This window comes from Streptomyces sp. NPDC016851, assembly GCF_055562795.1.
On the sequence record NZ_JBVHEP010000027.1, the window covers coordinates 1 to 12,882 of the forward strand.

Genomic DNA, 12,882 nt, shown 5'->3' on the forward strand with positions numbered 1-12,882 from the left:
CGACTGGCTGGACTGGTACAACTACCACCGACCCCACACCGGCATCGGCGGCCACACCCCAGCCAGCCGCGTCACCAACCTGTCCGGACAGCACAACTAGGGCTTGTCTGACTCAAGGGCGGTTCCTGAAGGGAGGAAGGCGACGACGGCGGCGGCGAGGCAGACCGCCAGGGGGACGGCGAAGGCGAAGTGCGCGCCCAGGGGGAGCAGGGCGGCGACGACGAAACCGGCCAAGCCGTACCCCGCGCCGTTGGCGGCGTAGAGGGCGGAGAACCCGGCGCTCCACGCCGACTCCGGCAGGTCCCGCTGCAGGGTCAGAGAGCGGGCGGTGAGCTGCGGCGCGGCGAACAGCCCCGCCGCCACGATGCTCACCGCGATGACCGGCAGGCTGGGCACCAGCGCCGCGGGCAGCAGGGCCAGGCACAGGGCCGCCAGCAGCGCCGCCGCCTGGCGGTGGATTCTGCCCGGCCAGCGCCGTAACCCGTAGATCAGCCCGCCCACGACGCTGGTGACGGAGTAGCCGGTGAACAGGACCCCGGCGAGCGAGGCGGGCGAACCGGAGGCGTCCAGCACGGGTGGCACCGCGGTGTCCAGGACGCCGCCGGCGAAGCCGCCGACCAGGGCCAGAGCGAGGGAGGGCAGGGCCGCGCGCAGCAGGACCGGGCCCAGCGCCAGTCCTGAACGCCGGGCGCCGTCGGCCCCGTCGCCGTCGGACGGTGCCGTCGGCAGGCGCAGCGAGGCCAGTGCCGCGGTGGCGGCCAGCACGGCCATGGTGGCCACCGCCAGCCGGGGGTCGCCGACGGCGACCAGCACGGACACGCCGACCGGGGCTATGGTCCAGGCCAGCTCCAGCAGCGTGGTGTCCAGACTCATCGCCGGGTGCAGCAGTGGCGGGTCCGTGGTGCGGGCGAGCAGCGCTCTGAGCTGTCCGGGCACTCCGGCCCCGATGCCGCCCGCAACGCCCGCCAGGATCACCAGGGCCGCGGCGGGCAGCACGGTGGCGGTGGCGGCCAGCAGGGTGTAGGCGGCGGCGCGGACGACCAGCGCCACCCGCACGTAGCGGTGGCCGCGCCACCGGTCGGCGAGCACGCCGAGCCACGGCGCCAGCGCGGCCTCGGTGATGGCGTGGGCGCCGGAGGCCAGTCCGCCGACGGTGAACGATCCCGTCTGATGGCCCAGCAGCACGAGCGCCAGCGGCGCCATCGCGTCGGGGATCCGGCTCAGCAGTGTGGTCAGCGCCCAGGGCCGCCACCCGGGCACCGACATCACCTGCCGGTACCCCGCCGGTCGTGCGGTCACTTCCGTGCCCAACTGGGCCCTCCCTTCCACGAAAGCGGCCCGGGCTCGCATCGGCCCCCGGGGGCGCGTCGAGTTCCCCCGTGGACGTCCGCCATGGGCGTCCGGTCACCGATGAAGACATGAATCAGTCTTCATGTGTTCCTGTACGGTGGGGAGGCATGCCCCCGCCCGAAGGACTCTTCTGATGACCTCCACCCTCACGCCGCAGCCCGTCGACCGGGCACAGCCCGCGCGCACCGGGACCGTGCCCCGGCGGCGTACCCGTGTCCTCGCGCTCCCCGAGGCGCGCTGGGCCGCGGCGGCCACCGTCCTGTTCCTGCTCGCGCTGCCCTTGCAGCTGACCGGCGCACCCTCCTGGACCTGGGGCCCGCTCTACGCCCTGTCGTACCTCACGGGCGGCTGGGAGCCGGGCTGGGAAGGGCTCAAAGCGCTCAAGGAGCGCACGCTCGACGTCGACCTGCTGATGGTCGTCGCCGCACTGGGCGCGGCGGCGATCGGGCAGGTCATGGACGGCGCCCTGCTCATCGTCATCTTCGCCACCTCGGGCGCGCTGGAGGCGCTGGCCACCGCCCGCACCGCCGACTCCGTCCGCGGCCTGCTCGATCTCGCCCCCGCCACGGCCACCCGGCTGACTCCGGACGGCGGCGAACAGACCGTGCCCGTCGAGGAGCTGGCGGTCGGCGACACCGTCCTCGTCCGCCCCGGTGAGCGCGTCGGCGCCGACGGCCGAGTACTGGACGGGGCGAGCGACGTGGACCAGGCGACCATCACCGGCGAGCCGCTCCCCGCGGCGAAGGAGCCGGGCGACGAGGTCTTCGCGGGCACCCTCAACGGCACCGGCGCCCTGCGGATCAGGGTCGAGCGCGACGCGTCCGACTCGGTGATCGCCCGGATCGTCCGGATGGTGGAAGAAGCGTCCGAGACGAAGGCGCCCACGCAGCTGTTCATCGAGAAGGTCGAACAGCGGTACTCGCTGGGCATGGTGGCCGCGACCCTGGCCGTCTTCCTGGTGCCCCTCGCCTTCGGCGAGCAGCTCACGGACGCGCTGCTGCGCGCCATGACGTTCATGATCGTGGCCTCGCCGTGCGCGGTCGTGCTGGCGACCATGCCGCCCCTGCTGTCGGCCATCGCCAACGCCGGACGGCACGGCGTGCTGGTGAAGTCGGCCGTGGTGATGGAGCGGATCGGCCAGGTCGACGCGGTCGCGCTGGACAAGACCGGCACGCTGACCGAGGGCAGCCCGCGCGTCACCGACGTCCGGCCGCTGCCCGGATCGGGCCTGGACGAAGCGGAGTTGCTGACGCTGGCGGCAGCCGCCGAGCGGCCCAGCGAGCATCCGCTGGGCCGGGCGGTCGTGGACGCTGCCCGCGAGCGCGGTCTCGACCTGCCCGATGCGCAGGACTTCACCTCCGCGCCCGGCGTGGGAGTGACCGCCGTCGTGAGCGGCCGTGCGATCGCCGTCGGCGCCCCGTCCCGTCTCCTGGACGGCACCGGCAGCACGGTCGCCGCCGTCGCCGGGGAACTGGAGGAGTCCGGCCGTACCGCCGTCCTGGTCCTCGTCGACGGCGCCCCCGCCGGGCTGCTCGGCATCGCCGACCGGCTGCGCCCGGACGCCGCCGCCACCGTCGCCGCGCTCACCACCCTCACCGGCACCGCCCCGACGCTCCTCACCGGCGACAACCCCCGGGCCGCCGCGCACCTCGCCGCCGAGGCCGGCATCGAGGACGTGCGTGCCGGGCTGCTGCCGCAGGACAAGCTGACGGCCGTTCAGGAGATGGAGCGCGCGGGCCGCAAGGTGCTGGTCGTCGGGGACGGCGTCAACGACGCGCCCGCCCTGGCCGCCGCCCACACCGGCATCGCCATGGGCCGGGCGGGCTCCGACCTCGCCCTGGAGACCGCCGACGCCGTGATCGTGCGCGACGAACTCGCGGCGGTCCCCGCCACCGTCGCCCTCTCGCGCCGCGCGCGCAGGCTGGTCGTGCAGAACCTCGTCATCGCCGGGGTGTTCATCACCGGTCTCGTCGTCTGGGACCTGGCCGGAAACCTGCCACTGCCGCTGGGCGTCGCGGGCCACGAGGGCTCCACGGTCCTGGTCGGTCTGAACGGCCTGCGGCTGCTGCGGGAGACGGCCTGGCAGCGGGCCGCCGCCGAAGGAAACGACTGACGAACCCGTCAGCCCACCGGCGGTGGCGGGCCGGTGCTGGCCCGCACCACGAGATCCACGGGGACGAGCGTGTCGACGCGAGGCTGCTCCCCGGGGCCGTCGATGCGGTCCAGCAGAAGCCGCAGGGAACGGGTGCCGATCTCGGCGAAGTCGGTGCGGACGGTGGTCAGCGGCGGCAGGAGATGCCCGGCCTCGGGGATGTCGTCGTAGCCGACGACGCTGACGTCCCCGGGGACGGACCGCCCGGACTCGTGCAGGGCGTGCAGCAGACCCAGCGCCATCTGGTCGTTCGAGGCGAACACCGCCGTCACCTCCGGGCGCCGGGCCAGCCGGCGGCCCAGGTCGTACCCGGAGTCGGCGCTCCAGTCCCCGGCGAGCGGGGCCGGGATGTCCGCACCGGCCGCCTGGAGCGTCGCCTGCCAGCTCTCCAGGCGGTGGTCGGCGGAGGTCCATCCCGCGGGGCCCGCGATGTGCCAGACCGTGGGGTGCCCGAGGCCGAGGAGGTGCTCGGTCGCCTTGCGGGCCCCGGTGCGGGAGTCGCCGGTGACCAGGGGCGTGCTGTCGTCGAGGGCGCTCTCCAGCACCACCAGGGGAGTCCCGAGGTCGGTCTCCGCCAGGGCCCGGCCCACCCACTGCTGCGGGGCGATCGCGATGACGCCGTCCGCGCCCTCGGCCGACAGCCGGTTCACGGCCTCCACGACGGTGTCGTGGTCGGCCGTGTCGAGCGCGATGGAGCTCACCAGGTAACCGGCCTCCTGGGCCGCGGTGTTGATGGCGGTCAAGATGGACGCGGGCCCATACCGGGCGGCGTCGAAGGAGATGACCCCGAGCATCCGGGTCCGGCCGCTGGCCAGCGACCGCGCGCTGCGGCTGGGCCGGTAGCCGAGGGTGCGCATGGCGTCCAGGACGGCCTCGCGCGTCTCGGGGCGGACGGCCGGATGGTCGTTGAGCACCCGGGAGACGGTCTGCTTGGAGACGCCGGCCAGCCGGGCCACGTCGGCCATCACCGGCCGCGCACCGGCGAAGTTGCGCCTGCTGCGGCCCTTGGGGACAGGGCTGTCGGTGGCGCTCGGTGTCATGGCGGGTGATTCCTCGACGTCGGTTACGGCGGTCCTGACCCCGCCCGGCAGGAGCCAGCGTAGGCCGGGCGGGGCCCGTGGGATTTCTCAGCCGGCCCGCACCGCCCACGCGCGCGTGACCACCCACTCGGCGTGCCGCACACCCGCCGCTCGCCATGCTTCGCCGACCTGTCCCGGCACGTGGACCCGGGCGTCCGCGGCCAACGGCAGCACCTTCAGCCGCAAGCCCTCCGTTCTCAGCGCCTCGACCGGCAGCCGGTCCAGGCCGATGTCCCAGACCCGGCCCGAGTAGAACTGATCGGCGACCAGGACGTCCCCCACATGGGCCCGGGCCAGATCACCCGTCCAGCGCAGTCGCAGCAGGACACCGGCAGGCGCCCGCAGCAGGTCCTCCGGTACGTCGACGCGGTACTCGGCGGCCACCGTCTCCACGTACTTGTCCGCCGGCACGCTCGCCCGCCCCTGCACGCCGGTCACCGGCTCGGGAGCCGGACCGGCGGGCCTGACCAGGGTGACGGGCACCGTACTGTCCGGGAGGGGCGCGGCCTCGATCGTGTAGCGGGTGAACACACCGTCCGCCGCCTCCCGCACCCGTGTCCCCGCCACCACCGGGGCGGAATCCGGAGCGGGAAGCACGGCGAACGACGGCTCGGCGGCCGGGCTGTGCAGCCGTACCTCGGCACCGTCGAAGACGACGCCGTCCCCGCACAGCACCAGCCGCTCGGCTCCCCAGGCGTCACCCCGGTAGACGGTGCGGGCCGTCGCCGCGTCCAGGACCAGCAGCCCGACGCGTGAACCGTCGGCGGCGTCCACCTCGACCAGGGCGTCGGTGCCGGGCCGCACTCCGCTGACCAGGATCCGGCCGCCGACCGGCGTGACTTCCCCGGACGGTATCGCGACAGACGCCACCGTGTCCGCGTCCAGGGCCAGTTCGGGCGTGATGCCGTCGGTCGCGGCCAGCACCAGGACCGTACGTCCGCCCGCCTCGACGGTGCACACCGGCTGCGCGGTCGCCCATTCCAGCCGCAGCCCGGCCACGTCCAGCCGCAGGGGCCAGCAGAAGCAGGCGCCGGAGGGCACGGTGACGGGAGCGCTCGGCAGCGTCAGCGCGGGCGCGTCGGGGAAGTCGACCGTGAAGGCCGTGTCGGGGTGGTCGGGCAGCGGCTCGTGCGGCTGGTGGTTGGTCACGAACAGGAAGCCCGAGGAGCCGTCGGTACGGACGGCCCAGCGCAGCGTCTCCCGGTCGTGCTGCCCCGTCGGCAGCCGCTCGGGCAGCACGGACTCCATGGGAGCGATCCGGTGCCCGAAGTCGGCCAGCAGCAGGTGCTGGAGCCGCAGTTCGTGGTACGAGGAGCGCACCTGGCCGTATTCGCCGAGCGGGGCCTGGAAGTCGTAGGTCAGGACCGGCAGGTCGTTGGGATAGCCGGTGGTGTGCGACTCCTGAAGGGTCGTCAGCTCGCCGGGTGGGTTCGTGCCGCCGTGGAACATGTAGTAGCCCTGCCACACCGAACCGCAGCCGACCTTGGTGAGCCCCAGCGCGGCCACGTCGGCGGCCTCCACCCGGGGCCGCCGGTGGTAGGCCACCGCCATGCCGCCGCCCAACTCGCAGGTGGCCCAGGGGAATCGGTCCGCCGGTTCCGGGCCGGCGCCGCGTACGGTCGTGGGCCGCAGATCGGCGCCGATGCCCTCGTCGTCGCGCTCGTGGGTGAAGAAGAAGTGCTTGCGGCAGGTGTCGGGCCAGCCGCCGTCCGCCTCCGTCCAGAACGCCTCCGGATAGCCTCCGTACAGCGGGAGCAGTTCGTCGCCCGGGAGCTGGACCCCGCCCCAGGCGGTCGACGTCCACAGCGGCGCGCTCAGCCCGGCCTCCTGGGCCAGCCGCTTCAGGGTGCGCAGATGGCCGGGTTGGTCGTAGAGCTCGTTCTCGATCTGGATCGCGACGATCGGGCCGCCGTGCGCCCGGTCCAGACCGCGCAGTTGCTCCGCGACCGCCGCGAACCAGGCGCGTACGGGCTCCAGATAGGCCGGATCGTCGGTGCGCGGCGCCCGGACGCGGGCGAGCAGCCAGTCGGGCAGGCCGCCGTTGCGTACCTCCGCGTGGCACCACGGGCCGATCCGCGGGATGAAGTCCAGGCCGTGGCGGGCGCACAGCTCGGCGAAGCGGCGCAGGTCCCGGTCGCCGTCGAAGCGGATCCGCCCCTCGGTCTCCTCGTGGTGGATCCAGATGACGTACGAGGCGACGGCGGTCACGCCGCCCGCCTTCATCTTCAGCAGTTCCTCCTCCCACTCCCGGGCCGGGTAGCGGGAGTAGTGGAACTCGCCGGAGACCGGGAACCAGGGACGGCCGCCGCGGGTGAGCCAGCGGCCGGTGACCTCGATCGGATCGGGCACGCCCGGCGCGTCCGCGAAGGGCAGGTGGCCGGTCGGCGGGGGAGCGGAGGGCGCGGGCACGCGCAGCCGGTGCGGGGTCACCAGGTGTTCTCCGGGCCGAGGTCGGGCGTGTCGGTCAGCTGCGCGCGGGTGGCGGTGGTGCCGTGCAGTTCCAGCAGGACCAGCTCGTTGCCGCCCGGCCGCAGCACCGGCGCGGGGACGTACAGCGTGTGCTGCGGGCCGCGGTTCCAGTAGCGGCCCAGGTGGAAGCCGTTGACCCAGGCCTGCCCCTTCGTCCAGCCGGGCAGGGCGAGGAAGGCGTCGGCGGGCGTGTCCACCTCGAACGTGCCGCGGTGGAAGGCAGGCACGGTGACCGCCGTCCCGTCGCCCGGGGTGAACGGCACCGCCTCCAGGTCGTCCAGCGGCAGCGCGTGGCAGTCCCAGCCGCGCAGGGCCGTGCCGTTGAAGGAGACGGGCCCGAGCAGGCCCTTCGGGGCTCCGATGCGGGGCCCGTAGTTGACGCCGCCCATGTTCTCGACGAGCACCTCCAGCCTGGCTCCCGGGTGCGGGATGCGCACCGGCAGCGTCTCGTCGTGGCGTTCGCGCTCCAGCACACCGACGGGTGCGCCGTCGACGAAGACCTGGGCACGGTCGCCGACCCCGCCGGCGAAGTGCAGCAGGCCGTCACCGGAGGCGGGCAGGACGGTGCGGTAGAGCGCGTAGCCGGCGTGCTGCCCGAGCTCGCCCATGGTCACGGGGTCGTCGGTACGGACGGGAGCGGCGAGCGCGCCGACGAGAGGCAGCAGGGGTGCCCGGCCGTCCAACTCGACACCGGTCGGCGGCAGTTTGGGGCCGGGCGCCAGGACGGGCTCGTCGGGGACGCCGGTATGGCGGGCGATGACCTCCCGGAAGGCGTGGTACTTCGGGCCCGGGTCACCGCACTCGGTGAGCGCGGCGTCGTAGTCGTACGACGTGACGGTGGGCTCGTAGGCGTGCTTGTGGTTGGCGCCGTTGGTGAAGCCGAAGTTGGTGCCGCCGTGGAACATGTAGATGTTGACGGACGCCCCGGCGGACAGCAGGCGGTCCAGATCGGCGGCGGCGTCGGCCGCGTTCCGTACGTGGTGCGGGCCGCCCCAGTGGTCGAACCAGCCGATCCAGAACTCCGCGCAGAACAGCGGGCCTTCGGGTCGGTGCTCGCGCAGCCGCCCGAGGTTCTGCTCGACCCGGCTGCCGAAGGTGCCGGCGGTCAGCACGCCCGGCAGGCTCCCGGCGGCCAGGTGCTCGGGGTCGCCCTGGTCGCAGGTGAACAGTAGCTCCTCGACGCCCCGGGAGCGGAACGCGTCGGCCAGGTGCTTCAGATACGCGCTGTCGTCGCCGTAGGCCCCGTACTCGTTCTCCACCTGCACGGCGATGACGGGACCGCCCGCCGCGGCCAGGTGCGGCCGGAGCGCGGGCAGCAGCAGGTCCAGGTAGCGGTCGACGGCCCCGGTGAAACGCGGATCGCTGGACCGCAGCCGGATGTCCGGGTCCGACGTCAGCCAGTCGGGCAGGCCGCCGCCGTCCCACTCGGCACAGATGAACGGGCCGGGACGCAGCAGCACGTGCAGCCCCTCGTCCCGGGCGAGTCGGAGGAACCGGGGCAGGTCGAGGAGGCCGTCGAGCACGAGGGGGCCCTCGGGGTCGGGCTGGTGGTGGTTCCACGGGATGTACGTCTCCACCGTGTTGAGGCCCATCAGCCGCGCCTTGCGCAGCCGGTCGGACCACAGGCCGGGGTGGACACGGAAGTAGTGCAGCGCACCGGAGATGATCCGGAACGGCTCGCCGTGCAGCAGGAATCCGTCGGACGTCGTCGTCAGGGCGGGCATGAGCAGGCTTCCCTTCGGGATGCGGGCGGAAGTCAAGGACGTCGATGGACGTCAATGGATGTCGGTGGGCGTCGGTGGACGTTTCAGTGGGAGCGGGTGACGCGGATCAGCCAGAGCGTCGCGGCCAGGCACAGCGCCGAGACACCGCACAACAGCAGCGGCACCGCGCGGACGTCCGACCACTCGATGGCCTTGCCCAGCGCCGGACCCGCCACGACACCACCGACCATGGACGCGGCGATGACGAGGGCACCGGCTCTGCGGGCCCGCGGGGCGGCCCGGTTCAGCCACGGCAGCCCGGTGGGGAAGATCGGCGCGATGAACAGACCGACACCGGCGTACGCGTACGGCGCCAGCGCCGGCACGGACGCGGCCAGCAGACACACCGTCATGCCCGCGCAGGAGACGGTGATGATCGCCTGGGCGGAGAAGCGCAGCGCGAGCGGCGCGACCAGGAAGCGGCCGACGGTCATCATCAGCCAGTACACGGAGGTGGCGGTGGCGGCCACGCCCGCGCCGTAGCCGACGGTCTCCAGGTGCGTGGGCTCCCAGCCGCCGACACCGGCCTCGATGCCCACGTGCAGGACGTAGAGCGCGACGAAGACGCCGAGCACCGAGGCGAGGCTCCGCCGGAGGACCCCGCCACGGCTCGCCTCGTCGGCGGCCGGGACGGGCGCGTCGTTCCGTACCCCCCTCAGGCACAGCAGCAACGGCAGGTTGGCGAGGGCGAAACCGAGGAAGACGGCCGGGTAGTGCTCGGAGCCGACCACGCCGATCAGGGCCGGACTGAGGATGGCGCCGATGCCGAAGTGGGCGTGGAGGATGTTCAGCATCGCGGTGGAACGGTGGCCGAAACCCACGGCGAACAGCTGGTTGAGGCCGTAGTCGATGCCGCCGAAACCGAGCCCGGCGAGCAGGGCCGCCGCCAGGGCGACGGGCCAGCCGGGCGCCAGCGCGAAACCTGCCGCGCCGACCGCCATCAGCAGGTAGGAGCTGCCGAGGAGGTGCCGGTTGCCGACCCGCCCGTAGAGCCGGTCGAACAGCAGTACACCGGCCACGCCGCCGACGAAGTGGGCACTGAGCCCCAGCCCGGCGGCGGACGGCGAGAGCCCGAACTCCGCGCGGAAGCCGGGGATCGCGGGCCCGTACAGGGCCTGCAGCGCACCCATGAGCACGAAGCCCGCACAGGAGGCGACCGTGGCGGACCGGCTGAAGACCGGGGCCGGCGCGTCGGGGGAGAGGCTGACCGCGCGCTGCGCGGTGGGCTGGTCGGTCACGCGGACTCCGGGGGACGGCCGGCCGGGTGCGGCGGGCGGAGGACATGGCGCGTACGGCTCGAAGCGAGGGCGGGCGAGGGAGGGCGAGGGTGATGTTACCGGTAACATCCGGCGCGCCGACACCCCTTGACGGCCCGAATGAGAACCCCGTGCGACCTCCGGGCTGGCTCGCCCTCACCGGTAATCGCGTGGTCAAGCCGGTATGACGGCTGATCTAATGCGCGCGTGGGCCACCACCTGCGCCCTCGAGCCGGCGCAACGGACGGAAGGAAACCCTGGGCATGGCCGTCATCCACCGCACCACGGTCGCACCGACCAAGCTGGAACTGCTCACCTCCTGGCTGCCGTCCCGTCCGTGGTACCGCGGGGGTGCTGCCGGACCGCAGCTGGCCAAGGCCGGCGGGTTCCGGCTGGACGACCCGGAGGGCGAGGTCGGGATCGAGTTCATGGTCGTCACCGACACCTCGGGGCCTCAGCCCGTCACCTACCAGGTCCCGCTCACTTATCGCGGTGCCGCCCTCGACGGGGCGGAGCACGCCCTGGTGGGCACCATGGAGCACGGCGTGCTCGGGCGGCGCTGGGCCTACGACGGCTGCCACGACCCCGTCCTGGTCGCCCAGTTGGCCGCCTTGATCGACGGCCGGGCGCAGGCCCAGGCCCAGAGCGTCAGCCACGAGGCCGACCGGGAGGTCGCCGCCTCCCACACCGGCGAAGGCCCCCTCCCCACGGACTTCGTCGCCACCGACGGCCAGGACGGCACCCGGCTGACCGCCCCGCACGGCACGACCCTCCACCTGCACCGGGTCCTGAGCCCTGCCCCCGACGGCCCGCTTCCCCCCTCCCCGGGAGCGACCGGCCAGGTCACCGGCGCCTGGCAGCTTCCGGACGGCACCCGGGCCCGCGGGGTATTCGCCGTTCTGCACACCGGCCCGCGCACCTAATGGTCAAGAGAGAGGGGCCGGGCGACGATGAAGACGTCTGAGACCCGCCGGGCGGTGGCCGCGGCCCTGTCGACCGCCTCTTCACTCGGCCTGACAGCCGACGACGCGCGCGTTCTTCATGACTCCAACAAGCTCACTCTGCGTCTGCTGCCGTGCGATGTCCTGGCCCGGGTGGCACCTGCGGCGCATGAGGTCGCACAGTTCGAACTCGACCTCGCGCAGCGGCTCGCCGGAGCCGGATGCCCCGTGGCTGCTCTCGAGCCTCGAGTGGAGCCACGCGTCCATGAGCGTGACGGCTTCGAGATCACGCTGTGGACCTACTACGAACCCGCTATGCCCCGAGAGATCTCACCGGCCGACTACGCCACCGCGCTCAAGCTGCTGCATACCGGCATGCGCGAACTAGCTGTGCCTGCCCCGCACTTCACGGACCGAGTCGAGCAGGCTCAACAACTCGTGGCGAACCACGGCCGCACGCCGGCGCTCGCTGGCACGGACCGGGAACTGCTCGGGGACACGTTGCGGAGCCTCAGACGAGCGATCGGCGAGCGCGGTGCCGCCGAGCAGCTGCTGCACGGCGAGCCCCACCCGGGCAACCTCCTCACCACGAGGAACGGGCTGCTGTTCATCGACCTCGAGACGTGCTGCCGCGGGCCCGTCGAATTCGACCTCGCCCATGCGCCCGAAGAAGCCGACGAGCACTATCCGGGCGTCGATCAGGAATTGCTGCGCGAGTGCCGGATCCTCGTGCTGGCGATGATCACAACATGGCGCTGGGACCGAGACGACCAGCTCCCCGACGGGCGCAGACTGGCCGGGGAGTGGCTGAGCCGGATCCGGGCGGCAGTCGATCGGAACGGCTTGGGTTCCTACGGCTGATCGCGGGTGGCGGACGGGTTGCTCTGCCCTCTCCTGCATCGCGTCCCACCCATCCCCTGAACCTCAAAGATCAACCAGGATTGTCCCGGGCACGATCGGGTACGCGAGCAGCACCGCGTCCGGGGCGGATCATGCCCCGGGCGGGCCGCACGACCGCCGCTACCAGGGAATCTGCCATGGAGACACCCGCAAACGACCCCACGCCCACGCCCGCCCAGCGGGCTCTGGACGTCCTCACCGAGAACACCGAGGACGCGGCGGCTCTGGACGCGCTCGCCAACAGCGACGTGCTCATCCCCGTGCCCGACGACGCGAACGACGCCGACGCCGCCAACCCCTCGGCGGTGGCGCTGCCGGTGCTGGAGCAGCCCGGTGGCGAGCCGGTGGTGCCCGTGTTCACCTCCGAGGTGGAGATGGCCGGGCTGCTGCCGTTCGTCTCCCGCTACCGCCTGGTGCCGCTCGGCGCCCTGGCCGCCCAGTGGCCGGCCGACGACCTGTCGCTCACCATAGACGGCAGCTCGGAGCACCGCCTGACCCTCACCTCGGAGGGAGTACGCACCCTGCTGGCACGTCCGTAGGACCGAGCGGGCCGGAGCCCGGGCCCGGGCGGTTTACGCGCCCAGGGCCCGGGCCAGCGCGGCCCGCTGCAGTGGCAGTACCTCCGCGTGCAGGTCACGGCCCTTGGAGGTCAGGGCCACCCACACGCCGCGCCGGTCCTCCGCGCACACCGAGCGCGTCACCAGCCCGTCCTTCTCCAGCCGGGCGATGAGCCGGGACAGCGCGCTCTGGCTGAGGTGGACCCGCCCGACCAGGTTCTGCACCCGGCACTGGTCGCCCTCCTCGGGCGCCGCCGTGGCGAGGATGTCCAGGACCTCGAAGTCGGACGCGCCGAGGCCGTGCGGATGCAGCACCCGGTCGATCTCGCACATCGTGCGCGCGTGCGCCGACAGGATGTCCCGCCACCGTTCCTCGAGCCGCGCACCAGCCGTTTTCGACGCCATATGTGAACGG

Annotated in this window: 11 protein-coding genes; 5 read left to right on the forward strand and 6 right to left on the reverse strand. The window is 73.3% G+C overall.

The window, feature by feature from the left end:
- A partial coding sequence (locus ACZ3I3_RS33385) for an integrase core domain-containing protein (protein ID WP_392200673.1) occupies positions 1-100 on the forward strand: 100 nt, incomplete at its 5' end.
- Here ACZ3I3_RS33385 and ACZ3I3_RS33390 read toward each other — a convergent pair.
- Entirely contained in the window at positions 97-1,311 is a 1,215-nt protein-coding gene (locus tag ACZ3I3_RS33390; protein WP_467371127.1) for an MFS transporter, read from the reverse strand. The genes ACZ3I3_RS33385 and ACZ3I3_RS33390 overlap by 4 nt on opposite strands.
- A gap of 172 nt (positions 1,312-1,483) precedes the next feature.
- Between ACZ3I3_RS33390 and ACZ3I3_RS33395 the strand changes: the two genes are divergently transcribed.
- Entirely contained in the window at positions 1,484-3,463 is a 1,980-nt protein-coding gene (locus tag ACZ3I3_RS33395; RefSeq protein ID WP_467371129.1) for a heavy metal translocating P-type ATPase, read from the forward strand.
- Between the two features lie 8 nt (positions 3,464-3,471).
- Here the strand turns inward: ACZ3I3_RS33395 and ACZ3I3_RS33400 are convergent, their stop codons facing one another.
- The 4 genes from ACZ3I3_RS33400 to ACZ3I3_RS33415 all read right to left on the reverse strand — a co-directional run bounded on the left by ACZ3I3_RS33400 (position 3,472) and on the right by ACZ3I3_RS33415 (position 10,051).
- Positions 3,472-4,542: a LacI family DNA-binding transcriptional regulator gene (locus ACZ3I3_RS33400; RefSeq protein WP_467371130.1), complete on the reverse strand. Its 1,071-nt coding sequence runs from the start codon at positions 4,540-4,542 to the stop codon at positions 3,472-3,474.
- 87 nt (positions 4,543-4,629) lie between these two features.
- Positions 4,630-7,014 carry a beta-galactosidase gene (locus tag ACZ3I3_RS33405; protein ID WP_467371340.1) on the reverse strand — a complete coding sequence of 795 codons (2,385 nt, stop codon included), beginning with the start codon at positions 7,012-7,014 and terminating at the stop codon, positions 4,630-4,632.
- Positions 7,008-8,774: a beta-galactosidase gene (locus ACZ3I3_RS33410; protein ID WP_467371132.1), complete on the reverse strand. Its 1,767-nt coding sequence runs from the start codon at positions 8,772-8,774 to the stop codon at positions 7,008-7,010. The genes ACZ3I3_RS33405 and ACZ3I3_RS33410 overlap by 7 nt, the downstream gene beginning before the upstream one ends.
- Before the next feature lie 83 nt (positions 8,775-8,857).
- Entirely contained in the window at positions 8,858-10,051 is a 1,194-nt protein-coding gene (locus ACZ3I3_RS33415) for an MFS transporter (protein WP_467371134.1), read from the reverse strand.
- 281 nt (positions 10,052-10,332) lie between these two features.
- Here ACZ3I3_RS33415 and ACZ3I3_RS33420 point away from each other — a divergent pair, with 281 nt between their 5' ends.
- The 3 genes from ACZ3I3_RS33420 to ACZ3I3_RS33430 all read left to right on the forward strand — a co-directional run bounded on the left by ACZ3I3_RS33420 (position 10,333) and on the right by ACZ3I3_RS33430 (position 12,449).
- Complete coding sequence (locus ACZ3I3_RS33420) at positions 10,333-10,992, forward strand: maltokinase N-terminal cap-like domain-containing protein (protein WP_467371136.1); 660 nt, start codon at positions 10,333-10,335, stop codon at positions 10,990-10,992.
- A 27-nt stretch (positions 10,993-11,019) separates the two neighbouring features.
- Positions 11,020-11,871, forward strand: a complete 852-nt coding sequence (locus tag ACZ3I3_RS33425) for a phosphotransferase enzyme family protein (RefSeq protein WP_467371138.1) — start codon at positions 11,020-11,022, stop codon at positions 11,869-11,871.
- Positions 11,872-12,047: 176 nt separating this feature from the next.
- Positions 12,048-12,449, forward strand: a complete 402-nt coding sequence (locus ACZ3I3_RS33430; RefSeq protein WP_010043978.1) for an SseB family protein — start codon at positions 12,048-12,050, stop codon at positions 12,447-12,449.
- 33 nt (positions 12,450-12,482) lie between these two features.
- Here the strand turns inward: ACZ3I3_RS33430 and ACZ3I3_RS33435 are convergent, their stop codons facing one another.
- Positions 12,483-12,872 carry a MarR family winged helix-turn-helix transcriptional regulator gene (locus ACZ3I3_RS33435; protein ID WP_467371140.1) on the reverse strand — a complete coding sequence of 130 codons (390 nt, stop codon included), beginning with the start codon at positions 12,870-12,872 and terminating at the stop codon, positions 12,483-12,485.
- Positions 12,873-12,882 lie beyond the last annotated feature (10 nt).

Bases quoted from the DNA above. Each gene is read 5' to 3' on its own strand.
- ACZ3I3_RS33430 (WP_010043978.1), top strand. From the start codon at position 12,048: ATGGAGACACCCGCAAACGACCCCACGCCCACGCCCGCCCAGCGGGCT.
- ACZ3I3_RS33400 (WP_467371130.1), bottom strand. From the start codon at position 4,542: ATGACACCGAGCGCCACCGACAGCCCTGTCCCCAAGGGCCGCAGCAGG.
- ACZ3I3_RS33395 (WP_467371129.1), top strand. From the start codon at position 1,484: ATGACCTCCACCCTCACGCCGCAGCCCGTCGACCGGGCACAGCCCGCG.
- ACZ3I3_RS33410 (WP_467371132.1), bottom strand. From the start codon at position 8,774: ATGCCCGCCCTGACGACGACGTCCGACGGATTCCTGCTGCACGGCGAG.
- ACZ3I3_RS33420 (WP_467371136.1), top strand. From the start codon at position 10,333: ATGGCCGTCATCCACCGCACCACGGTCGCACCGACCAAGCTGGAACTG.
- ACZ3I3_RS33435 (WP_467371140.1), bottom strand. From the start codon at position 12,872: ATGGCGTCGAAAACGGCTGGTGCGCGGCTCGAGGAACGGTGGCGGGAC.
- ACZ3I3_RS33425 (WP_467371138.1), top strand. From the start codon at position 11,020: ATGAAGACGTCTGAGACCCGCCGGGCGGTGGCCGCGGCCCTGTCGACC.